Source organism: Enterocloster lavalensis (assembly GCF_046603895.1).
GTDB classification, from domain to species: domain Bacteria; phylum Bacillota; class Clostridia; order Lachnospirales; family Lachnospiraceae; genus Enterocloster; species Enterocloster lavalensis.
Map to the genome: position 1 here is coordinate 322,490 of NZ_CP176637.1, position 24,519 is coordinate 347,008.

Sequence of the window (24,519 nt, forward strand, 5' to 3'; positions counted from 1 at the left end):
CGGCGGGCCTCTGCCCGCCATTTTCTTACAGTTATCCGCCGGACGCGCCGTTTCGACGCCCGGCGCTCCGGCCGTCCCCTCGCCGCTGCTCCATTTCCAAGAAAAAGAAGTTTTCAGCGAAATCACATGTTCCCGGCCTCATTGCCGGGAGAATGAAATTGTTCACCAAAAACTTCCCCGCGCCGGCAAATCCCGCCGGCCTATATTTTTTTACGCATCACCGTATGCTTTAAAATTCCATCCATGTAGTATTCCTTCGACATCAGTATCGGTTCTCCCCAGAAATTATATCCAACCTCGTCCATGTGCAGCAGCGGCGTACCTTCCGCGGTATTGAACACGGCTGCCAGCCTGCTGTCCGCGGCCACGGCACGGACCTCGGTCAGATCCATGTAAACCGTCTCCTTGCAATACTGCTCCAAAAACCAAAAAATCGGCTTTTTCAGCTCCGCCATCTCGTAAAAGCCGGTTTTCACGTGCCGCAGGCCGATGTGGTCCACGCAGTAGATCGCGGGCCTTCTGTCCGCCGTGATCAGCCTGTCCACCCGGAAAATGGGCTCTCCGGGCCCCAGCTTCAGCTTGTCCGCCGTCTCCCGGTCGCAGTCCATGATCTCCACCTTCACGCTGGCGATCTCCGCCTGATAACCCGCGTCCTTTACCATGTCCAGAAACTCTTTTTCCAGGTCCATCCTGGTCTCCACGTCCAGCACGTGTTTGTTGATCACCGTGCCAACGCCGTGCTTGCGGCTGATAAATCCCTCCCGCTCCAATATGGCCAGGCAGTCCCGAAGCAGCGTCCTGCTGACGCCCAGCTGGCCTGCCAGCTCCACCTCCGGCGGAAGTTTTTTCATATCCTGATAGCGGCCGAAGCGTATCTCCTCCAGCAGCCTGCGGGTCACTTCCTCTGATAACTGCAATCCCTGATCCATGCGTTCCTCCATTTATCTCACACGCCGCCCCTGTGCGCAACCGTAGCCTGTGGCAGCGCCATATGGTGGCCGCGGCCACACCCGCGCCCGCTAAACATGCTTCACCGGCTGCGGTTCGAACATGGAACCGCCGGGCGCATAGCGCAAAATAGGTAGTACCTATATTGGTACTACCTATTTATACTATATCATTCTCTGTTTTCTGTCAATCTGAAGATACCAAAACCGTTTATCTTTTTAGAGAATAGCGCCATTGATTACTCCAATTACTCCAGCACCACCGGGATCAGTTTGTGTTCCAAAACATCCACCAGTCCCATGTCCGTCAGCCCCAGCTCCGGCACAGTGGGCAGGGAGATAAAGCTCAGGGCCATAAAGGGCGCCGGGGTGTCGCAGCCCAGGGAAGCCGCAGCCCGGTTCAGCCCGTCCAGCCGTTCCTCCACCTCCCTGGGGCCCTCCTCGCTCATCAGGCCGCCGATGGGCAGCTCCATGGAAGCCAGCACCTTACCGCCGCAGACCACGGCCAGGCCGCCCCGCAGGCGGGCTACCTCGTTCACCGCGGCCGCCATATCCCCGTCGTCCACGCCCGCGGTCACGATGTTGTGGTGGTCGTGGGACATGGAGTAGGCCATGGCCCCCTTTTCCAGATGGAAGCCCCGGACAAACCCGGTTCCCACGTTGCCGTTCTTGCCGTAGCGCTCCACCACGGACAATTTGGCCACGTCCTGGGACGGATCCGCCAGCACGAAGCCGTCCTTCACCGGCAGCTCGGCCCGGTCCTCTTCGTTGATGATCTGGTCCTTCACCAGGCGGATCACCCGAACCGGCGCGGCTGCCCCGCCGCCGTGTCTGCCCGCGGGTACCGCAAAACTCCCGGCCGTCACAGGCGTTTTCAGCTTCACCGTGTCCTTGATCCAGTCGGGATACACACGGACCTTTGTCTCCTCCAGCATAGCGCCGCCCACCGCGGCCGGTTTGCCCTCAAACCATACCTCCTCCGGCTGAATATCCCGGATATCCTTTGCCAGAATAATATCCGCCATGCGGCCCGGCGTGATGCTGCCAATCTCCTCCTCCATGCGGAAATGCTTGGCCGCGTGGATTGTCGCCATTCGGATGGCCTCCACGGGATCCAGGCCAAGGGCGATGGATTTGTTCACATTGTAGTTGATATGACCTTCCCGCCGGATGTCGCCGATGTGCTTGTCGTCGGTGCAGAACATCAGATTTTCCGTGTCCAGCCCGTGTTCCACCACCGCGCGCACCAGGCCCTCCACGTTCCGCTCCGTGCTCCCCTCCCGGATAAAGACCTTCATGCCCACCCGCAGCCGCTGCACCATCTCCTCCTCGGTGACGCACTCGTGGTCGTCGGAGATGCCGGAGGAGGCGTAAATGTTCAGCTCCTGGCCCAGCCGCCCGATGGCGTGTCCATTGGCCGGTTTGCCCCGGTTCAGGGCGGAGCAGATTTTCTCCAGGTACTCGTCCTCACGGGACAACAGAATCTTGGAGGAATCCATCTCCCCCAGGCTGACGCTCTCCTTCCAGCCCAAAAGCGCGTCCACCTCGGCCGCGCCCAGCACCGCGCCGGTGGTCTCAAGACCCGGGGCGGTGGGCACCCGGGAGGACACCTCGATCAGCATGCGGCAGGGCATCCGCTCCAGGGACTTCAACATCTCTTTGAGCCCCGCCTCCCCGGCCACGTTGGCGATCTCCATCAGGTCCGCCATCATGGTGGTGGTCCCCTTGAGCACCACCACGTCGGCCAATGCCTCCGGCGACAGCATGGTGGACTCAAAATGCATGTGGGAGTCGATCATCCCCGGGATGGCGTACAGATTGCCGCAATCCTTCACCTGCTTTGCCTCCAGATGGACGCCCGGTTCGATGGAGACGATGCGTTTTCCTTTTATATAGATATCCGTGGGATAAATCTCCCGGGAATACACGTTCACCAGCTGCACATTGGCCAGCTTCCAGTCGCAGGCAATCTCCCCCTTGCCGCAGGCGACCAGTTCCTTCAGTTCCTCTAATGTTCTCATGGAATGTTCTCTCCTCACTTATTTTGATTGTACTCTAGGCGTTTGCGAAACGCCACAGCCCTCATAAATTCGGGCTTTTTTCTTTGTCAAAATAAAACAACTCCTCACAGGTTTATGGTAAAATTGAGATGTCCAGTAACAATCAACCATATCCACCTGAAAGGAGTTGTACCTATATGATACCATACAATCAGCTTTCTTTGGCAGATATTTTTTCATGTTGCCAGGATATTTATGAATCTGACAAACCTGCTTTCCTGTCACTGCTCCAATCCCATATTGACCTTATTGAAATTGTCCCTGCTTCCTTCCGGAAGCGTTTCTATGCATCAACGGGCAGAACCCGCAAATACCCTTTGTTCGCCCTTTTATGGGCCTTAATCATTCAACGTATTTTTTCTATTCCTACTGACTCGTTACTGCTTATTTTCCTTCATTATTCCAGACATCTCAGAGAATTCTGTGGCTTTGACAAAGTCCCCGATGCTTCTAAGATAACCCGCTTCAAACAGGATTTTCTTCCTGAACTCGAAGATGTTTTCTCACGCCTTGTTGACCTCACTGAACCTATCTGTCAGGCGATTGACTCTTCCAAAGCCAGTATGACTATCTTCGATTCTTCTGGTATAGAAGCTTGGGTTACTGAAAACAATCCTAAATACGCAAACCGCATCATTAAACAGCTAAAAGCGTATGCAAAATCCAAAGGCTTTGACGATTCTTATGATCCATATAAAGCTGCCTATGCTTCCATGCCCTCACATTCAGCTGCCAATCCGGAGATCAAACAGCTCTATATCGATGGGCATTTCTGTTACGCCTATAAGATAGGAATTGTTACTAATGGCCTCGGCATTATCCGGCACATTGATTTCTACAACAAAGCTTTCTTTGAGAAGCATCCTGAAATTACCATTTCTAAGAAATCCGATTCGCCTGATGAGGACAAATCTGTCCATGACGCAAGGCTCTTGATTCCTACTCTTCAGGACTTTTTCGCTACACATCCTCTGATCCGGCCTGACACCTTCCTTGGTGACTCCGCCTTTGATTCGGTCCGCCTGTACAAGGAACTTCTTTCCGGGGATACCTTTGGTAATGGCAGGCACTTCAAGAAAGCCTATATTCCTTTGAACTCCAGGGCACATCTTGAAAACCTTGACTATACCATTGATGAAAACGGGATTCCCTGTTGTCCAAAGGATCCCTCTCTTCCAATGAAATACGAAGGAACCTGTAAGCTTAAAAGCGGCGTCACACGATACAAATTCGTCTGTCCCAAAGTTGTTTGGATAAAAGATCCTTCTTCTGGAAACTATCACCGGCTCTGTAAATGTGACAACCCATGTACCACGTCTTCCTGTGGCAGAATGATTTACATTTATCCAGAGAAAAATCTTCGTGCCTATCCAGGTATTCTGCGAGGGACTGACGAATGGAATAAGGTCTACAAAACCAGAACCTATGTGGAGCGGTCTATCAATCACTTAAAAGACTGCTTCTGTCTGGCCGGACGTAAAACCCAAAATGAGAAAACACTTCATGCCGACCTAATCCTCGCAGGCATTACACAATTAATCGGTGTGGTTCTCGCAGATAAGATTCATAAGCATGAATGCATACGGACGTTAAAATCTTTAATTGCATAGGACTTACCAACTCCATAAAACGTATGGCTTATGAATGTGCGCCATTATCCGAATACATCCCACTTATTCAGGTCCTCCTGCTTCGCAAAGTGGCTTCCTTATTTGGAATCAGGATTGAATACCTGTTTCGCAATCAACTATTTGATTGTACTCTGCCTCACAGCCCTGTTTTCGCGATGCACTCCCGCAGCATTTGACCCGTTTCCAGAATCTGGTTCCGGTCCCGGCCATCCAGCGCCGCCTCAAAGGCCCGCATACAGCGCTCGATCCGCTCCCGCGCCTCGCCGGTGCTCTCCTCATAGCACTGCTCCCCCTTTAAGAGCAGCAGGCGGTTCTCCTCCTGATCCCGGGGCGGTATTTTCAAATAGGAAAGCTCCTCCATCCGGGCCCGTATTTCCTGGTCCGTCATGGTGTTGTGCTTGCCCTTTATGATCTGCCGCTTCACCTGGCCGGTGGAGAGCACCTTCACCTCCACCTCCAAAATGGAGTTGATGTCATAGGTGTAGGTCACGTCCACCGCCTCCCGGCCCGCCCGGTTCTTCGGCACCTGAATCTCCAGGCTGCCCAGGAGCAGGTTGTTGGCGGTCAGCCGGCTCTCGCCCTGGTAGACGCTGATGCGGATCCGGTCCTGGTTGTTGTAAACCGTGTAAAACCGCTCCGTCCGGCTGGCGGGGATCACGGTGTTGCGCTCGATCACCGGGCAGAAATGTCCCGGCTCGAACACGCCTTCCCGGCGCTCCATCACCACCTCCACGCCTAGGGTGAAGGCGCAGACGTCGGTGAGAATCATTTCCTTTACTTCCCGGTTCCGGCTCTTCATGGCGCCCTGGACGGCGGCTCCCAGGGCCACCGCCTCGTCCGGGTGCACGGTCACGTCCGGGAACTTGTGGAACAGCTTCACCACAAAATCCCGCACCACCGGCATCCGGGTGGCCCCGCCCACCAGCACCACCTCGTCGATATCCGACAGACGGACGTGGGCGTCCGCGATGCTGCGCTGCAAGGGCTTTCGCAGGCGCTCCAGAAGCGGTTCGCAGAGGTCTTCGTACTCTTTGTGGCTTAAGACCAGGCGTTTTTCCTGCCCGTCGACCGCGCAGCACATTTCCACCGGGTTCTCCTGTCCGAACCGCTTTTTGCAGTTCTCCGCCGCCTGGTGGATCATGGCCGCGGTTTTCCGGTCCAGCTTCTCCTCGTCGATCTCATTTCGGGTGAAAAACGCCTCCTCCAGCACCCGGGTGAAATTCTCCCCGCCCAGGTAATTGTCCCCGGCCACGGCCCGGACCTCCAGAATGGGCCCCGCAAGCTCCAGAATGGACACGTCGAAGGTCCCGCCGCCCAGGTCGAACACCAGAAACCGGGTGTTCTCGGTCTTTTCATACAATCCGTAAGTGATGGCCGCAGCCGTGGGCTCGCTGATGATCCGCTCCACCTTCAGTCCGGCCAGCTCCCCGGCCGCCTTGGTAGCCCTTCTGCGCTTGTCGTCAAAGTAGGCAGGCACGCTGATCACCGCCTCGGTCACCGGCTCCCCCAGAAATGCCTCCGCATCCTCCTTTAAGGATCGCAGCACCATGGCGGAGAGATCCTCCGCCCGGAATTTGTGCCCGCCCAGATCGTACTGGCGCTCGCTGCCCATAAACCGCTTAAAGACCTCTGCCGTGCGCTCCGGATGCAGCTGACCGTACTCCCTGGCGGTCTCCCCCACCAGAATCTGCGCCAACTCGTCAACCGCCACAATGGACGGGGTCAGATTTTTTCTCAAACGGTTGGGAATGATCACCGCCCGGCCGTCCTGAAAGCAGGCGGCCAGGCTATTGGTGGTTCCCAGGTCGATTCCGATTATCATGTCTCTTTGCTCTCCTCTAAAAGCCTGGCAATGGCCGCGCAGGCGTCCTTGTTGATCCCCAGCCAGATCACCTGGTTGGCTTTCCGGAAGGCGGCAAGGGCTTCCTCCACAGAGCCGTCCAGCATAGCCAAAAGGCCCCTGGCCTCCCAGAACTCCGTACAGCCGTCCTCGTCGCACCACCAGCACATATCCCGCTGCTCCATCAGCCCGATGTACCGGCGGGCCTGATCGCCGCGGCCGGTGTAGTAGGCCCAGCAGAACAGGTTGTAGAGCGTCTGCCTGGACTCCATGTTGGGCCTGGTCATCAGCTCTTCCACGGACAGTCCCAGATCATCGCACTCCTCATAAACGGATTCCATACGTTTCCGGTACAGGTCCCCAAAGGCTCTTGCCTCCTCCAAATCGCCCAGCCAGTAATAGGTCTCCATCAGCTTGCGCGTCAGACTCCGGTAATAGCCGTATTTCTTGCACTGGCAGGCCAGCTCCCAGGCATTTTTCAGATATCCAATGGCCGTATCGTACTGTCCAAGGCGGCAGTAGGCCTCCCCCGCGTTCTGGCAGGCCAGGGCTCTGCCCTCCGGGTCCTTCCCGCTGTCGGCGTACGCCAAGTCCGCCAGTGCGGCGGCCTGGGTGCATTTTTCCAGAATCTCCTCCCCGGGATTCTCCCGGAAACGCAGCCAGATGTCCAGAACCTCTTCCATCCGCTCGGCCTCCCGCTCCCAGTCGTCACAGCAGCGCTGTGTGAGGTCCGCGCTTCCATACCGCTCACTGATCCAGTCCAGGGCGCGGTCATAGCGGCCCGCCGTGGCCTCCAGGTACGTCAGGCTCTCCAGGCATTTTTCCCGCCCGTCCTCATCGATGTCTTTGTCCAGGGCATTTTCCAGGTACACCGCGCCCCGTTCCAGCTGTCCCATGCGCAGGAAACACTGGAACACACGCTTAAAGCACTCCTCATCGTCCTTTCCGAAGAGGTCCTCCGCCGTCATGCTCTTCTCGCAGCTCCCGATGGCCTCCTCGTAGCGCCTCATGGCCCGCAGGACCTTGCCCCGCAGCAGCCACATATCGCTGTCTCCGTCCCGCTTGACGCCCTCCTCGATCTCCTTGAGCGCCTTGTCGTATTCTCCCATCCGCAGGTAAATATCGGCCCGCCTGCGGAAGCTCTCCGCCGACTCCCCGAACTTCTCGTCGTAGAGGTTGATATAATACAGGGCTTTTTCCGCGTACTCGGGCTGGCAGACCCGGCAGAACTTCTGTTTGTACAGCAGTCCCAGCCGCCAGTAGCAGCCGGAAAACTCGGGATTTTTCTCCAATGCCTGCTGGTAGTAGGCGATGGCTTTGTTCCACTGGCGGAACCGCTCGTGGCACCTGGCGATGTAGTAGCAGAGACGGTCGTAATCCATTCCACGCTTCTCGCAGATTTTCAGGTGAAGATAAGCCATCTTCGGTCTGCCTCCGTACTCGATCCAGTACCTTCCGAGGGCGTACCGGGCGGACAGGCTGTCGTTTAACCGCAGGGATTCCTCGGCGTAAACCCGGTCCAATCCCAGTTTTTTACTTTGATTGTGTTTCCCGCCGCTGTCATTTAAAAAGGACCGTTTGAGGTACGCCTGGGCCAGCAGCCATCTGGGCGCTTTGCTCTTTTTCAGCCAGCCGATCACATTGGCCGCGAAGCGGTCCGCCCGCTTCCAGTCCTTCTCATCCTCCGCAAGCTGGTCCAGAACGCCGATTTTCTCCACCAGCAGCTCGCCGCTTTTCACCTCCGCCTGCTCTGCCCGCCGGATGACGTCCAGCGCCGCTTCGTACCGGCCGTAGCGCTTGAATACCCGAAGGGCCCGCAGATAAACCTCCGGGTGGCCGGGATAAATTTTGATCATGCGGCCAAACAGGTTCACCACCTCCTGGTCCTGCCCCAGCTCCTCGCAGATTTCCTGCAGATAGAAATAGGCCCAGTAGGCTTCATCATCCATGGAGATAATCTCCCGGCACTGTCCCGCCGCTTCCTCCCAGGCGTTCCTGTCCTTTAAAACCAGCACCTGATGGAGGCAGAAATCCAGATTCTCCGGTTCCAGCCCGATCGCCCGGCTACAGGCGGCCAGGGCCCGGCCGGAGAGCTCCTCCGCCATCTCCGGGGGCAGCTTTCCCGCGCGCTTCTCTTCATAATAGATATCCCGCCAGAGACGGCCTTCCAGGTCCAGGCTGGCAGCCATGGAACGGAGGTTTTTGGCGGAACCGGCGGTATTCTCCGGGCCGGCAAGACCTTCCGCTCCCCCGGCATCCCGATCCAGACAACTGCGCCAGCTCTTCACCACCTCCATCGACTCCCAGTACCGCTCCTCTTCCCGGTACATCAGGGCCATCTGCTCATAAAAATCCGCCCGGTCCGGCACCAGCTCCGGGTGGCTCTCAAAAAATCCGATCCCCTCCCCGGTCCGTTTCCCGTGAACAAAACATCCGGCTAAGAGCAGCACCTGCTCCTCCGTCAGCTGCTCCTCCCCGGTAAGCCCGTCGATCAGCGCGTCGTCCGCCTGTTTCATCAGTTCTTCCGTGGCATCGGTGCTGCGCAGATCATCCGCCATTCCGGCCAGCTCCCGGACGCTCTTCCAGTCCTCCCGGATCACCGCCATCCTGGCCAGGCTCAAAAGCGCCGTGTAGGTGCCGCGGACCGTCTGATTGTTCCGTTTCAGGTAGCCCACATAGAGCTCTCCCGCCTCGTCCCCACATCCGCAGACGCCCAGAATAAACGCCCCGGACATATAAACCCGGTCGTCCTCCGGGTTCTCCCGGATCAGGCCGCGGACCATCTCCGCCGCCCGCTGCGTCTCCCCAATCCTGGACAGGTAATCGGCCTGTTCCAGCTCGTACCAGGGATGGCTGATCCCGAACTGCTTCAGCTGCTCCAGAATCTCCCCCACTTCCCTGAGCTGCTCCGGGGAATCCCCCCGCTCCCGGTTGGTGAGATTAAAGAAGAGCTGCATAAAACCGTCGTAATCCGCCTGAGGCTCCCCGGAAAGCTTCTCCAGTGGGAAGTCCCCTTCCTCATCGTCCTGAATCCGCCGCAGCATATACTCCACAAAGGGCTCCGGCAAACGCTCCTTAAACTCCTCCGCGTTCTCCTCAATCCCGAAAGTCTCTCCCAGTATTTTCCATATTCTTCCTGGAAGCCTGTAATGCTCCGCCAGAAATGAGAACAACCCCCACTTGGCCTGCTCCCCTCCGTCCAGGGACGCGAGCACCGGCTCCCGCAGCAGCCCGCTCCACTCCGCCTCGTCAAGCCGTCTCGGGAGACAGCCGTAGACATCCGCCAGCCGTCTCAAAAATTCTCCCTCCGGCCCCAGCTCCTCCATCCACAGCGCGCTGTTCACCGCCTCCCCCTCCGGGGTCCGGGCATACTTCACGGCCTCCTCGTAAGCCCCTCGCAACCGCATAAAACCCTGAGGATCATCCTCCGGGTTAACGGAAGTCAGACGGCTGCGGTACGCGGCCCGTATGGACTCCTCGTCCCGGGTTGGCCCGATCCCTAAAATTTCGAATATTTCCTGAACGCTCACGTTATTCCTCCTCATTCCTGTATTTGGCGGCTGTCAGGCCCGCCACGGCACTGGTGTGCCCCATTGATTTCCGTAAATTGGTAATACCTATTGTAACATAGAATTAAAAAAATGTCTCCACTGTATTTGCGGTTCTGTTAATTTAAAAAAGGGCCCTGATGAGAAATACATCGATTTCCCACCAGGACCCTCAGGCGAAAGAGCAAATACGGACTTTGCGTCAAATATGAATTTGTCCGCGTATCTCAAAGCCTCTCAATTTCTCTCAATATCCCCTCACCCGCTCCAACCCCATACTCAGAATTCCCGCCTCAAAATCCGGCCTCAGATCCGCGCAGAACTCCATTTGGGGCATCATAATCCGGCCCAGCGGCTCCCCCAGGGCTTCCCGGATCATTTCCTCCATTCCGCCCTGCTCCACGTCTCCGTAAATCACCAGACGGTGAGGGTTGTACATGAGAATGCACACCTTAGCCAGCCGCGCCAGGGCGTTTCTGCGGCTGGCGGCTTCCCCGGGCTGTCTCCAGTTCACTTCCGGAAGCAGTCCCTCCACCTCCCCCACCATCCCGTCTCTGCCGCACCAAAGCCTGCCGTGGATCCACACGCCCATGCCCGGCCCGTACTTTTTCGGCACATAAATGCCGACGGCCACCTGGTCCTCCGGCGTCTGCCTGCGCGCGCAGTACCCGGCAATAGCCGCGTTTACGTCGTTCTGCACAAAGGCCTGCCGCCCGAAATTCCGCTGCACATGGCCGCAGATATCCGCGCCGGTCAGGCGCTCGTAGTCGCTGGTCACCAGACGGCCGTCCACCGCCTCGCCGGGGATTCCGAAACCCACGGCCGCGATGGAGGGATAGGCCTCCAGAAACGAGGCGATCTCGCCGTCAAAGCTGTCCGCCTCCGGCTCCACCAGGGGAATCTCCCGGGTCTCCACCACATTTCCCAGCAAATCGCAGGCGGAGAAAACCGCCGTGTCCTCCCCCTGCTTCTCGTACATACAGATGGATAATACCATCTGCGCCCGCTCCTCATAGCGGTAAACCGCAGCGGGACGCCCGTGGTCCGGCTGGAACATTCCTTCCCGGCGTATTTCCCCCCGCTCCTCCATGGCCTGCAACAGGGATTGAAGAGCCACCACGCTGAGGCCGGACTCCCGGGACAGCTCCGCCTTGGTGGCCCGGACGCGCCGGTTCATCAGACGCCGGACGGTCTTTAAGTTCTGCTCCCGGATCAGATTGGTTCCCCGCTCCATCAGCGCCCGCCTCCATGTCCGCCGAAAATGCCCACGGCCTCCGCGGCCTCCAGCACGGCCTGTTCCTCCGCCGGTTCGCAGCCCGTATCCCCGGGCATTAGACTGGGTTTGCTCCTTCCGTGGAAATCGCTTCCCGCAGTGGCCGTAAGGCCCAGGCGGCTGGCCAGATCCCCATAGTAGCGGCGCTGCTCCGCCCTGTGATAACTGGAAAATACTTCCATTCCGTTGACCCCGCAGCCAGCCATATAGCGGACCGCCTCCTCGTCCTCCTTCACGGTGGCGCCGGGATGGGCGATTACCGTCACCGCGCCCATGTCCAGCATGGCCCGGTTCAGCTCCTCAAAGCTGCGGTACTTCACCTCCTGATAGGCCGGTTTCCCCTGGGAGGCGTAATCCCAATAGAAATTCACGTATGGATTGCCGCTCCTGGCCCCGCCCGGGCGGTAGGGCTTTAACAGCTCGCAGCCGTCATTTTCCGGGTTCTGAAGCGCCACCATGGCGATATCCTCGGGCACCGACAGATGGTAGGGGTTCTGGGACAGAACCAGGCTGTCGTCGAATTTCAGCCCCATTTCGTGGAAAATCTCCAGCCTGCGGGCCGAGCACCGCCGTTCCTGATCCAGAATCTCCTCCTCTATCTCCGCAAATACCGGATGGCGCTCGTCGATCCCGTAAGCCAGAAGATGGAGATTGCGCTCCCCCAGGCGGCAGTCCAGCTCCACGCCCTTCGCCAGCCGGATTCCCAGCCGGACCGCCTCCTCCAACGCCCGGCTCACACCCCGGACCGAATTGTGGTCGGTCAGGGCGGCGGCCCTGATTCCCCGGGATGCGGCGCGCCGGATCACCTCCTCCGGCTCCAGTTCCCCGTCTATGCTGATCACAGAGTGCATGTGAAGATCGATTGTTGCCATATTGCCTACCTCCTCGAATTTGATAATTTGTAGTCAAACAACCTCCCCGATAACCTCCTCCTTCCGGCCGCGCTTCCCCGCCCGGCTCAGGCACAGCAGCAGAAGCACCGGAAATACCACGGCCGCCAGCAGTCCCGCGCGGATGCTTCCCCCCGCGGTATTGGACACCAGCCCCACCACCATCGGGCCAAGGGAGCAGCCCACGTCCCCGCCCAGGGCCAGCAGCGCGGCCATGGCCGTTCCACCCCTGGGAATCCGGGCGCAGGACAGGCTGAAGGTTCCCGGCCACAGAATCCCCACCGACAGCCCGCACAGGCCGCAGCCCATCAGCGCCATAACGGGCGCCTTGGACCACACGGCCAGCAGATACCCCGCAATACACAGAAAGCCGCTTCCCACCATAAAAGGAATCAGTGGCATATGCCGTGAAAACCTGGCGTACACGGCCCTGGAAGTACCCATGAGCAGCGCAAACAGGCACGGCCCCAAGAGATCGCCCATGGTCTTGCCCACCTGCAGAGCCGACTCCGCAAAGGCGGAAGCCCACTGGCTCATGGCCTGCTCGGACGCGCCGGAACACACCATCAGCAGCACGAACAGCCAGAACACCCCGCTGCCCGCCAGCTGCCGCATGCTCATGCCCCTGTCCTCCCCGGTCATGCTGCGGATGGGCACCCTGGCAAAATAAAAGCAGTTAAAAAATGGCACCAGCGCCCAGATAAAGGCCAGTATCCGCCAGTTTCCGATTCCAGCCACCCGGAAAAACACGGTGGAGGCCACTACCACCAGCACATGTCCCCAGCAGTAAAAGGAGTGCAGCAGGCTCATGGCCGCCTCCTTGCGCTCCGTGGGACACGCCTCCACGATAGGGCTGATCATCACCTCGATCAGTCCTCCGCCCGCCGCGTACAGCAGCACCGCCCCCAGAAATCCCAGGTAGGGGTCCGCCGTCAGCTCCGGCAGAATCCCCAGCCCGGCCACTCCCCCTGCACAGAGCAGGTGGGCCAGCACAATCGCCTTCCGGTACCCGATCCGGTCCACAAACCCGGCGGCCAGAAAATCCACCAGCAGCTGGACCGCAAAGTTCATGGTCACCAGCAGGGTAATCTTATCCAGCGAGATGCCGTAGGTTTTCTGGAAGGTCAGAAACAGCAGGGGCGCAAAATTGTTCACAATCGCCTGGGATATGTATCCGATGTAGCTGGCCCGCAGCGTATGGTTGTAGTTTTCATGGATTGACATGAACGAATCTCCTTTGCTCCACATTAATTAAATATACTTTATTAAATATACTTTAATTAATTCATCCTGTCAACCTATAACCGTTTTTTTCTTGATCTTTTCATCTCCTCACCGGCGCACCGAAGTCCGCTCCCATCCGTCAGCGCACCTCCTCGCCGTTGATAAACAAACATTCAATCTGCTCCCGCTCCCTCAGCACGCTGGTATCCGCGTTCTCGTCGCATTGGAGAAGCAGCTCCTTAAGCCCCGGCATTTCCGCAAATACGGAGAGATCGCTCACCATGGGCAGCCGCAGATCCAGCCGTTCCAGATTTTCAAGCTGCCCCAACACCCGGACATCCGAGGTCCGGATGTCAAGCCCTCCAATCCGCAGATAGACCAGCTCAGAAAGCGGCGCCAGCCAGTCCAGATTCTCCGTCTCCCCTCCGGTGAAAATCATCAGCACGTTCAGCCCTGTCATGGAGGACAAGGGCGAAAAATCATGAATCTCAGGCAGTTGAAGGCTCAATGAAACCACATTCGGAAACTCCGCCAGGTCCTCCAGCGTAATCACCTCGAGTCCGTCCGCCGGAATCCACGCGCTCAGTTCATTGGCCGAGATCTCATACTCTCCCGTCTGCTCCAAAAACCGGATCGCCAGGGATGAAAACCGGTCTAAGTCGCTGGACATCACCGGCTCATCCGGCTTCTCCACCAGCTCCCTCACCAGCGCCTCAACCGTCCGGTCCTTCCACATAATCTCATAGTCCGTGGCGCTGCGCTGTAAAGACGGGGCCTCCAGATCCATGTAATAGCCGGTGAGGGCAAATGGATTGTGCAGATAAGGATAATCCCACCGGTCCATCCCCAGGCCCGGGGCGCGCTGTCCGATCATATGGGCCTCCCCGCCCAGCTCTGCAAAGGACGCCGCGGCCTCTTTTGCCAACCGGTTAGTCGCCTCCGAATCCGGCCCCACGGCGGCAAACTCCGCCGTGTAAGTTTCCCCGAAACAGTAAAATACCGCCGTGTGGAACACGGTCCCCGCCCTCGCGGCAGAGTAGGAAAAGCTGCAAACCGGCATCTGCCCGTCCATTAACTCAGCCGGTCCGAAGGCCAGCAATTCCTCCCCCAGATTCTCCTGGGCCAGCCGGGCCAGATTGGGGGCGGTATTCTCCCAATCCCGCGCAAACTCACGGCTTACAGGGTCCGTTTCCCGCACGTCCGCCAGCAGGTCCGTCCCCTCCTCTTCATATTCCATCTTAAAATGATAGCCGTCCGGCCCCCAGTCGATCCGGTCCCCGCCGCCCTCCGGCAGATCAAAACCAAATCCCTGTCCGTCCTGCACGTCGTAGTCCTTCGAGACAGCGCCCGAGGTGCCCGGCCACACCTTCTGCCCGCCGGTCTGCCCTCCGCTGCCCGCTCCCAGACCGGCCGCTCCCCCCAATCCGATCGATTTCCACAGACCGGCCGATCCCTCCAGACCGACCGGTCCCCTCAGGCTGTCCGATGCATCCATCCCGCCTTCCGCCCCTGAGACCGCCAACATGCCCATTATCAGCCATAGTAAAACCGTTTTGCCCATCAAAAAAGCCCTCTCTTCCAAATTTTTCCTGATCACTCCGTCGCCTGCCGTCAATTACGGAAAGTATACCACACTTTCCGCGCAGGGACTTTATAATTTTGGAAAAATTATGAAAGAGGGGGCTGTTCTACCGTCTCTGTACTACCGGGCCATCTCGCTCTGGTAGCCGGTGGCGTTATGGGCCTGGATAATGGTCTCGATCTCGTCCAGATTGGAGGAGGGCAGGTCGCCGGGGATGGTGTTCTTCACCGCGGCGGTGGCATTTCCGTAGGCCACCGCCTTGGCGCAGTCCCCGCCGGAGGACAACAGGCCGTAGAGGGCGCCGGAAATATAGGCGTCGCCGCTGCCGATGCGGTCCACCACCTCAATATTGCGGTAGGGCTCCTCCTCGTAATATTCTCCCCTGGCCGCGTCGTAGATCACGGAGCCGAAGGTGTGCAGCTTGGGGCTGTGCACGATCCGCTGGGTGGAGGCCACGATGGAGATGGGGTACTCCTCGGTGAAGCTCTTCATCATCTCCTTCGCCGTGCCGGTCTTTAAGAAGGTCAGACGGGCCGTGTCCTCGGAGCAGAAGAAAATGTCCACGTAGGGCAGGATTTTCAGGATCGTCTCCCTTGCCTGATCCCCGGACCACAGATTTCCCCGGAAATTCACGTCAAAACTCACCAGGGTTCCGGCAGCCTTGAAGCGCTTCACCATCTCGATGGTGGTCTCCCGCACCTGCTCGCTGAGAGCCAGGGTGATTCCCGTGGTGTGGAAGCACTTGGAAGCCGTGTACACCTCCTGGGGAATCTCGTTGATATCCAGCGAGAAGAAGGAGCTGTTGTTCCGGTCGTAGATCACCTTGGGCTTTCTGGGGTAGGCCCCGTTCTCATAGTAGTAGATTCCCAGGCGGGCGGACGGCGAATGGTCGTACATGAAGAAATCGTCGCTGACGCCGAAGGAACGGATTTTGCCCTTCATGAAGCTGCCGATGTCGTGGGCCGGCAGCTTGGAGATCACGCCCGTGTGCAGCCCCAGTAAGGATGCGCCCACCGCAACGTTCAGCTCCGCGCCGCCCACCTGCTTCACAAAGGTGTCGCCGCGGCTCAAACGCTCGTTGTCCGGCGGCGAAAGGCGCAACAGCACCTGCCCCAGTGTGAGAAGGTCAAAATTCCTACTGCTCTTCTGTTCCATACTCTCTCTCCTTTATTCTTGCGAAGGCCGCGGACCGGGAGCGGCTGCCCCAGCCCGGACAGCCGCGGCGGTTCCATTTCCCTGCCGCGCCCACGCCTTCAAAATCCGCGCCCGGCGGATCGGTCCCCGGACGGGTGTCTATGAAAAACGGCTAATACCCAGTCGGATTAGCCGTTTTAATCTCAAATCTTGTTGTACCGTAACTGCCGCTTAGCGCTGTACGCGTCCGGAAGCGTCGCCGCCGGCCAGGTTCTCAACCTCTGCGCGGGTCACCAGGTTCAAGTCGCCCGGGATGGTGTGCTTCAGAGCGGAGGCAGCCACTGCGAACTCCAGGGCAGCCTTCATGTCCTTGCCGTCCAGCAGGCCGCAGATCAGGCCGGCCGCAAAGGAGTCGCCGCCGCCCACGCGGTCCACGATGGGGGTCACGCGGTACTTCTTGGAGTGGTAGAACTCGCGGGTCTTGCCGTCCATGATGCAGGCGGACCAGCCGTTGTCGGAAGCGCTGTGGCTCTCGCGCAGGGAGCTCACAATATACTGGAAGCCGAACTTGTCAGCCATCTGGTTGAAGATATCCACGTAGCCGCCCAGCTCCAGCTCGCCGGAGGTAACGTCGGTGTTGCCCGGCTTGAAGCCCAGCACCTTCTCAGCGTCCTCCTCGTTGCCGATGCACACGTCAACGTACTGCATGAAGTTCGTCATCACCTTCTGAGCCTTCTCGGAGCTCCACAGCTTCTTGCGGAAGTTTAAGTCCACGGAAACGGTCACGCCGTGAGCCTTGGCAGCCTTCAAAGCGGCCTCGGTCAGAGCGATGGCGGCGTCGCTGATGGCGGGGGTGATTCCGGTGAAGTGGAACCAGTCGCAGTCGGAGAAGATCGCGTCAAAATCAAACTGGTCGGGGGTTGCGGTGGAAATGGAGCTGTGGGCGCGGTCGTAAACCACGTTGGAAGCTCTCATGGCGGAGCCAGTCTCCAGATAGTAGATTCCCAGTCTCTCGCCGCTTCTGGAAATGTACTTGGTGCCTACGTTGTATTTTCTCATGGTGGCAACTGCGCACTCGCCGATGGGGTTGGCGGGAACAGCGGTCACGAACTGAGTCTCATGTCCGTAATTTGCCAGGGAAACGGCTACGTTTGCCTCGCCGCCGCCGTAAACTACATCGAACTCGTCCGCCTGAATGAATTTCTCATTGTTGGGGGTGGATAATCTTAACATGATCTCGCCCATGGTCACTACTTTTGCCATTGTTTTTCTCTCCTCTTAATATATATGGTGGGGTTTCTCCGGTTGTATCCCGGAGTTTTATGGATCTCCCGCCGGGTCCGGCTCCGGAAAACCGGCGGGGATGGATTTCGATTTACGCTCTCGCTGCGGCAACTGCCTTTACGAACTCCTGAGCCTTGGCGGTAACGGCCTCGAAGTCGCCGGTCTTGGCGCCCTTGGTCAGGCTGCTTCCGGTGCCGACCGCGTATGCGCCGGCCTTGATCCACTTGTCAACGTTGTCCACGTCAACGCCGCCGGAGGGCATGAACTCACCCTGGGGCAGGGGGCCCTTGAAGCTGCTGATGGCAGCCGGTCCCACGATGTTGCCGGGGAAGATCTTGATGATATCGCAGCCCGCTTCCATGGCGGTAACAGCCTCGGTGGGAGTCATAACGCCGGGCAGCATGGGAACTCTGTAGCGGTTGCACAGCTTAACGGTATCCAGGTTTAATGCGGGGCTTACGATGTAGTTGGCTCCAGCCAGGATGCAGGCTCTTGCGGTCTCGGGATCCAGAACGGTGCCCGCGCCGATCACGACCTTGTCGTTGTTTTTATACTTTTCAGCCATCAATTTGATGAATCCAACCGGATCCCCGTCATCCATGGTCATGGTCAGCTCGATGAAGTTGATCCCGCCGGCGATGATTGCGTCCACAACCTTCTCACCCTGCTCGTAGTTCTTCGCACGAACAACAGCAACCAGACAATCCTCTTTCATTCTCGCTAAAACTTGCTCTTTTTTCATTTTGCTTCTCCTTTTTTCTGCGATTCGTATATGCGAATCATTTTCATAATTGCGATTTATACTTAAATATTAATCGCTGCCACACCATTTGTCAACAGGAAAACCGCTAAAAAATCACGAATTTTTCCCTTTTTCTCCGTAACAATTCGGACAGCGGAAAAATCGTTCCGGAACGCAGCTTTAGAACTTCCCCAGATACCCTAACAGCCGGGATAATTCCAGGGCTTTTTTGTGGACCAGGCGGCCCAGGGCCTCGTAATCCTCAGCGGGCTTGTACAGACTGGAAACGCTGATGGCGCCGATCACCGTGCCGTCCTGGCCGAACACCGGCGCGCCCACGCACTCCATGTGCTCCTCCAACTCCCGGGCGTCCAGGGCGTACCCCTTTTCCCGCACGGTCTCAAGCTCCGCCTCCAGGGCCTCTCGACTCACAATGGTCCGGCCGGTCTTTTGCTGGAATTTCAGGCGGTCCATCACCGGCCCCGCCACGTCCTCCTCCTCGAAGGCCAGGATCGCCTTTCCCAGGGACGTGCAGTAGAGGGGGTTCTTGGTCCCCACGGTGGCTGTGGTGATGATGGGATTCTCCGGCTCGAACTTACAGATATAAATGATCTCCCCCTCGGAGCGGACCCCGAAGAACACGGTCTTGCCCACCTCCCGGGCAAATGCCTTTAACACCGGTTCGATGACGCTGATAAAATCCAGATTGTTGGTGTAGTTGATGCCGATGCGGTAGGCGGTGAGGCCGATGTGGTACCTCTGCTTCTGCTCCCTTGCCACGTGAATCATGCCGGTCTGGACCAGGGTGGTCACAATGTCGTAGGCGCTGGTCTTGGGCAGCCCAAGGCGCTCGCAAATCTCGTCCAGGGTGATGCCGTCCGGCCGCTTGGAGACCAGCTTTAAAATGTCAACCGTGCGCAGGGTAGTGCGGTTCAGTTTCATGTTTCCCCTCCTGAGTGTGTGCTGTTTGCAACTCTTTTATAATTCGTATATCCATGTCAAATCCGTATATACGATATCGTCTGTTCTCAGTATACACCGGACGGTGAGGTTTCGCAACTGTAAATTCACGGGAAAACACGCCGCTCAAACAGCTCCGGCCTGCCCTGCGCCGTCTCCGCCGTCAAACAGATTCAGCCTGCCCCGCGCCGTCTCCGCCGTTCAAACAGCTCCAGCCTGCCCCGCGCCGTCTCCGCCGCGGGGCAGGCTGGATCCGCAGTCCTTACAGCGTCACACCCTGCTTAAAAATCGCCATATCGTGGAACCCGGCCTCCTCGGCCTTCACCTTGCGGCCGCTGGCCACCTCCAGCACGTAGTCGAACAGGGCCTGGGCCATCTCCTCCTTGGTCTTGTCCTCCACCATGCGGCCCGCGTTGAAGTCGATCCAGTTGTCCTTGTGCCCCGCCAATTTGCTGTTGCTGGAAATCTTCACCGTGGGAACCGGGGAAGCGAAGGGCGTTCCGCGGCCCGTGGTAAACAGCACGATGTGGGCGCCGGACACCGCCAGGGCGGTGGAGGCCACCAGATCGTTTCCAGGGGCGGAAAGCAGGTTTAAGCCCTTGACCTTCACCGGCTCCGCATATCCCAGCACGCCCTTTACCAGAGCGCTGCCGGACTTCTGGGTGCAGCCCAGGGATTTGTCCTCCAGGGTGCTGATGCCGCCCTTTTTGTTGCCCGGGGAGGGATTCTCGTAGATAGTCTGGTTGTGGCTGGTGAAATAGTTCTTAAAGTCGTTGATCAGATCCACAGTCTTCTCAAACAGCTCCGGGGTCTCGCAGCGGTTCATCAGAATGGTCTCAGCGCCGAACATCTCCGGCACCTCAGTGAGGATGGTGGTGCCGCCCTTGCTCACCAGCAGGTCGGAGAAAGCCCCCACCACCGGATTGGCCGTGATGCCGGACAGGCCGTCGGAGCCGCCGCATTTCATGCCGATGATCAGCTCGCTGGCATCAATCTGCTCCCGTGAGAAGGCCCCTGCGTACTCTGCCAGCTCTTCCAGCATTTCCATGGCGGTCTCCATCTCGTCCTCCACGTCCTGGCACTGGAGGAATTTCACCCGCTGTGCGTCATACTCCCCGATATAGTCCATGAGCACCGGGATATTGCTGTTCTCACAGCCCAGTCCCAGCACCAGCACGCCGCCCGCGTTGGGGTGATGAATCATGTCCGCCAATACCTTGCGGGTGTTCTCCTGGTCGTCGCCCATCTGGGAACAGCCGTAGGGGTGGGGAAATGCGATGATATCCTCCACCGTGCCCTTCACCAGGTCTCTGGCTCTGGCTTCCAGGGCCTTGGCGATGGAGTTGACGCAGCCCACCGTGGGGATGATCCAGATCTCGTTTCGCACGCCCACCTTGCCGTCCGCCCGGCGGTAGCCCTGAAAATATGCGTGCTCCGTGGGCTCCACGTCCATTTTCGCAGGCTCATAAGTATAGGAAAGAACGTCTCCCAGCCCGGTCTTTACATTGTGTACGTGCACCCAGCTGCCGGTGGGAATATCCTCCTTGGCAAAGCCGATGCGAAAGCCGTACTTGACGACCTCCTCCCCCGCCTGAATGGGCCTTAAAGCGAACTTGTGGCCCTGGGGAATCTCCTCGGTGGTGGTCACGGCCGCGCCGCCAACCTGCAAGGTCTCTCCCGCCGCAATGGGTCGGAGCGCTACCGCTACGTTGTCGTTCTGATTGATTTTCACAATGTCCTGCATGATCTTCTTCTCCTACTATAATTTAGAATGGTTTGCCGCGTTGTTCCCACAAACAGGCACGGCCGGGAAACTGCCCTCCCGCCGGTCCTATTTATGTAAGTGCTTACAATTATTCTACAAAAGTTCCCGAAATAAGTCAATAAAAAAATAGAAAAGTATTGCATTACCGCCTGGGAATATGTATAATAAACATAGCGTGTAAGCGCTTACAGAATGTGAGGTTGATAGCATGAACATATACGATGTTTCCAAGCACGCCGGCGTTTCCATCGCCACGGTCTCCCGCGTCTTAAACGGCAACCCCAATGTCAGCGAAAAGACGAGAAACAAGGTTCTGAATGTGATGGCGGAGCTGGGTTACACGCCCAACGTGTTTGCCAGGGGACTTGGCCTTAACACCATGCAGACCATCGGCATCATGTGCTCCGACTCTTCCGACCCCTATCTGGCAAACGCCATCTACTATCTGGAGCGCGCCCTCAGAAGCTTTGAGTACGACGCGATCCTCTGCTGCACCGGCTACGACCTGGACGCCAAGCAGAAGTATTTCAACCTGCTGCGCTCCAAGCGGGTGGACGCGATCATCCTGGCCGGTTCCAAGTTCGTGGAGATGCGGCCCAAGGACAACTCCTACCTGATCGAGGCGGCCAAGGACCTGCCCCTCATGCTGGTCAACGGCTATTTGGAGGGGGAGAATATCTACAGTACCCTCTGCGACGACCACGCCGCCATGCATCACGCGGCCACCGGGTTGCTAAAATCCGGAAGAAGGCGTATACTCTACCTGTACACCAGCTATTCCTTCAGCGGTGTGAACAAGATGGAGGGCTACAAGGACGCCCACCGGGACTTAGGGCTGCCGCTTGACGAGTCCCTGATCTGCCAGTGCGCCAAGGATATTTCCGTGGCCCGCGACACGCTTTTGGGGCTTCATGAGCAGGGACTTGAGTTCGACGCAGTCATCACCTCCGACGACTCCCTGGCGGTGGGCGCGGTTAAATACGCTCACGAGGCCGGAATCTCCATACCGGACCAGCTCTCCGTCATCGGCTACAACAACAGTCTCCTCTCCCGCTGCACCGACCCGGAGATCACCTCCATCGACAGCAAGGTGGAGGCCCTGTGCACCACCACCATCAATACGCTTATGGGTGTGTTCAGCGGCATGAACGTCCCCAGCCGGACCACCATCGCCTCTGATCTTATAAAAAGGCAAACAACCAATTTTTAAATTCAAGGAGGAATACCCACATGAAACAGTTTATGGACAAGGATTTCTTATTATCCACCGATATGGCGAAGACGCTGTACCACCAGTACGCAGAGACCATGCCGGTTCTGGATTACCACTGCCATATCAATCCCCAGGAGATTTATGAGGACCGCAAGTTCGACAATATCACACAGGTTTGGCTGGGCGGCGATCACTATAAGTGGCGTCAGATGCGCACCAACGGCGTAGATGAGAAGTATGTGACCGGCGACGGCAGCGACCGCGAGAAGTTCCAGGCCTGGGCCGAGACCATGCCCAAGCTCATCGGCAATCCCCTGTACCACTGGAGCCATCTGGAGCTGAGACGCTACTTTGGCTACGACGGCTATTTAAACGGCGACACCGCCGAGGAGGTCTGGAACCTGTGCAATGCCAAGCTGCAGGAGGATTCCATGACCGTGCGCGGCCTGATCAAGCAGTCCGGCGTCACCCTGATCTGCACCACCGACGATCCGGTGGACACCCTGGAATGGCACCAGAAGATCGCCGCTGACGATACCTTTGACGTGCAGGTGCTTCCCGCCTGGAGACCGGACAAGGCCATGAACGTGGAGAAGCCCACCTTCGCCCCCTACATCGCCCAGCTCTCCCAGGTCAGCGGCATCGCCGTGACCGATCTGGCCTCCTTAAAGGATGCCCTTAAAAACCGCATGGAATACTTTGCCGCCAACGGCTGCTCCGTATCCGACCACGCTCTGGAGTATGTGATGTACGCTCCCGCCTCCGACGAGGAAGTGGACGCGATCCTGAAAAGGGGCTTAAAGGGCGAGGCTATCTCCAAGGAGGATGAGCTCAAGTACAAGACTGCGTTCATGCTGTTCGTTGCGAGACAGTACGCGAAGATGAACTGGGTGATGCAGATCCACTACGGCTGCAAGCGCGACAACAACGCCTACATGTTCGAGAAGCTGGGCGCGGACACCGGCTACGACTGCATCAACAACTACGCTCCCAGCGCACAGATGGCGGATTTCCTCAACGAACTCAGCGCCACCAATGACATCCCCAAGACCATCCTCTACTCCTTGAATCCCAATGACAACGCGTCCATCGCGTCCATCATCGGCTGCTTCCAGGGGGATGTTCCCGGCAAGATCCAGCAGGGTTCCGCCTGGTGGTTCAACGATCACAAGCTGGGTATGATCGAGCAGATGAGCGAACTGGCAAACCTGGGCTGCCTGGGCAATTTTGTGGGCATGCTGACCGACTCCAGAAGCTTCCTGTCCTACACCCGCCACGAGTATTTCCGCCGCATCCTCTGCGAGCTGTTCGGCAGCTGGGTGGAGAACGGCGAGTATCCGGCCGACATGAAGGCCCTGGAGAGCATGGTTCGCGGCATCTCCTACAACAACGCGGTGAAGTATTTCGGGTTTAAGCTGGATGAGGTGAAATAGACCTGGTTTTAAATTCAATACAGGCTACAAAGAAACGGCCCGGCCGGAGCAGCAAGCGCTCCGCCGGGCCGTTTTTGATACGCCGGTTTCTGATACTCCGGCCTCTTAAACCTACTCGAAATCCAAAAGCTTGTGATAGTTGTCCTTCAGCATCCGCTCCACGTCCGCCTGCTTCACACCCTTGTAGGTCAGGCTCTGGGCGAACATGCGGCTGGTCTCCGGGGCCATGGTCTTTCTGGGATGGCCCGTGTCGCTGGAAATGATAAAGTTCTCGCTGCCGCAGGCGTCCACTGCCTCCTTGTAGAGCTCCAGCGGAATGGGCGCGGGAATGGGGCTTAGGGCGTTTCCGGAACAGAATTCGCAGAACGCTCCCAGCTCCACCGCTTCCTTGATCTGCTCGACGGTGCAGGAGGGCGGCGCGAAGAAGGGATGGGTCAGCACCACCTTGCGGCAGCCCACCTCCCTGGCCGCGCGGATCAGCTTCAAGCCCTCCTCAGAGCCCAGATGGCTGGTTCCCAGGATAGCGTCGTGCTGTTTGACCAGCTCCAGGATGGGCCAAATCTCCGGGATCAGCTCCCCCTTCTCGTCCAGAATGGTGATGGGCTTTACCGGGTAGTTGGTGGTCACATCCGCGCCCTGGTGGCCGTAACCGCCCATTTTACCGGTGGCCTTGTAGTGGGCCAGAGAATGGTAGGAGGGCATCCACACCTCCACCGCGCCCAGCTTCAGGGCCACGTCCACGGCCGCGGGGTTGATGCCGCCTACGTTTAAGTTCAGCACGATTCCGCCGAACACCCGGATTCCGGGCACCTGGCGTTCTGTGTGCCAGGCGCGGGTCATGGTGGTGTCCGCATGGCATTTGAACACGATGGCTTTCATCCCGGCGTCCCGGCAGGCCTCCGCCGTCCTGACGTCGTCCGCGATCCGCTCAAATATATCCGGGCTTGTATGAATATGAAGGTCGCATGCGCCTTCCATTGTAATTAATCCCAT

16 protein-coding genes and 1 pseudogene are annotated in these 24,519 nt (G+C 58.0%); 3 read left to right on the top strand and 14 right to left on the bottom strand.

Annotated features, from left to right (window positions below):
• Positions 1-200 precede the first annotated feature (200 nt).
• Together ACK2JC_RS01490 and ade are read right to left on the bottom strand one after the other, a co-directional pair.
• Positions 201-929, bottom strand: coding sequence for a GntR family transcriptional regulator (locus ACK2JC_RS01490; protein ID WP_227169349.1), 729 nt, complete (start codon positions 927-929; stop codon positions 201-203).
• Positions 930-1,195: 266 nt separating this feature from the next.
• Positions 1,196-2,968, bottom strand: a complete 1,773-nt coding sequence (gene ade / locus ACK2JC_RS01495; protein ID WP_411338376.1) for an adenine deaminase — start codon at positions 2,966-2,968, stop codon at positions 1,196-1,198.
• 176 nt (positions 2,969-3,144) lie between these two features.
• Between ade and ACK2JC_RS01500 the strand changes: the two are divergent.
• Positions 3,145-4,522 (top strand): annotated as a pseudogene (locus ACK2JC_RS01500) (transposase).
• 252 nt (positions 4,523-4,774) lie between these two features.
• On the opposite strand, the gene ACK2JC_RS01505 reads toward ACK2JC_RS01500, so the two are convergent.
• The 11 genes from ACK2JC_RS01505 to ACK2JC_RS01555 all read right to left on the bottom strand — a co-directional run bounded on the left by ACK2JC_RS01505 (position 4,775) and on the right by ACK2JC_RS01555 (position 20,859).
• Positions 4,775-6,460 (bottom strand): Hsp70 family protein, encoded by a 1,686-nt coding sequence (locus ACK2JC_RS01505; RefSeq protein ID WP_411338378.1) that lies wholly within the window; start codon positions 6,458-6,460, stop codon positions 4,775-4,777.
• Positions 6,457-10,008, bottom strand: a complete 3,552-nt coding sequence (locus ACK2JC_RS01510; protein WP_411338380.1) for a tetratricopeptide repeat protein — start codon at positions 10,006-10,008, stop codon at positions 6,457-6,459. Before ACK2JC_RS01510 ends, ACK2JC_RS01505 begins: the two co-directional genes overlap by 4 nt.
• Positions 10,009-10,273: 265 nt before the next feature.
• Entirely contained in the window at positions 10,274-11,260 is a 987-nt protein-coding gene (locus ACK2JC_RS01515; protein WP_107434980.1) for an ROK family protein, read from the bottom strand.
• Complete coding sequence (locus tag ACK2JC_RS01520) at positions 11,260-12,171, bottom strand: PHP domain-containing protein (protein ID WP_320938187.1); 912 nt, start codon at positions 12,169-12,171, stop codon at positions 11,260-11,262. Before ACK2JC_RS01520 ends, ACK2JC_RS01515 begins: the two co-directional genes overlap by 1 nt.
• 33 nt (positions 12,172-12,204) lie before the next feature.
• Positions 12,205-13,413, bottom strand: a complete 1,209-nt coding sequence (locus ACK2JC_RS01525) for an MFS transporter (protein ID WP_320938188.1) — start codon at positions 13,411-13,413, stop codon at positions 12,205-12,207.
• A gap of 139 nt (positions 13,414-13,552) precedes the next feature.
• Entirely contained in the window at positions 13,553-14,908 is a 1,356-nt protein-coding gene (locus ACK2JC_RS01530; RefSeq protein WP_368274889.1) for a hypothetical protein, read from the bottom strand.
• A gap of 207 nt (positions 14,909-15,115) precedes the next feature.
• Positions 15,116-16,150 carry a sugar kinase gene (locus tag ACK2JC_RS01535; protein WP_092360312.1) on the bottom strand — a complete coding sequence of 345 codons (1,035 nt, stop codon included), beginning with the start codon at positions 16,148-16,150 and terminating at the stop codon, positions 15,116-15,118.
• 210 nt (positions 16,151-16,360) lie between these two features.
• Positions 16,361-17,392: a sugar kinase gene (locus tag ACK2JC_RS01540; RefSeq protein WP_007717453.1), complete on the bottom strand. Its 1,032-nt coding sequence runs from the start codon at positions 17,390-17,392 to the stop codon at positions 16,361-16,363.
• A 112-nt stretch (positions 17,393-17,504) separates the two neighbouring features.
• A complete protein-coding gene (locus tag ACK2JC_RS01545) occupies positions 17,505-18,155 on the bottom strand; it encodes a bifunctional 2-keto-4-hydroxyglutarate aldolase/2-keto-3-deoxy-6-phosphogluconate aldolase (protein WP_092360311.1) in 651 nt (216 codons plus the stop codon).
• Between the two features lie 180 nt (positions 18,156-18,335).
• Positions 18,336-19,097 carry an IclR family transcriptional regulator gene (locus ACK2JC_RS01550; RefSeq protein ID WP_227169343.1) on the bottom strand — a complete coding sequence of 254 codons (762 nt, stop codon included), beginning with the start codon at positions 19,095-19,097 and terminating at the stop codon, positions 18,336-18,338.
• A gap of 280 nt (positions 19,098-19,377) precedes the next feature.
• The gene (locus ACK2JC_RS01555) at positions 19,378-20,859 is read right to left on the bottom strand and encodes a UxaA family hydrolase (RefSeq protein ID WP_107434975.1); all 1,482 of its coding nucleotides are present in this window, start codon (positions 20,857-20,859) and stop codon (positions 19,378-19,380) included.
• 229 nt (positions 20,860-21,088) lie between these two features.
• Between ACK2JC_RS01555 and ACK2JC_RS01560 the strand changes: the two genes are divergently transcribed.
• Complete coding sequence (locus tag ACK2JC_RS01560) at positions 21,089-22,090, top strand: LacI family DNA-binding transcriptional regulator (protein WP_107434974.1); 1,002 nt, start codon at positions 21,089-21,091, stop codon at positions 22,088-22,090.
• Between the two features lie 20 nt (positions 22,091-22,110).
• On the top strand, positions 22,111-23,526 hold the full coding sequence (gene uxaC / locus ACK2JC_RS01565) for a glucuronate isomerase (protein ID WP_092360307.1): 1,416 nt from the start codon (positions 22,111-22,113) through the stop codon (positions 23,524-23,526).
• 111 nt (positions 23,527-23,637) lie between these two features.
• On the opposite strand, the gene ACK2JC_RS01570 is transcribed toward uxaC, so the two are convergent.
• The gene (locus ACK2JC_RS01570; RefSeq protein WP_092360306.1) at positions 23,638-24,519 is read right to left on the bottom strand and encodes a DUF6282 family protein; all 882 of its coding nucleotides are present in this window, start codon (positions 24,517-24,519) and stop codon (positions 23,638-23,640) included.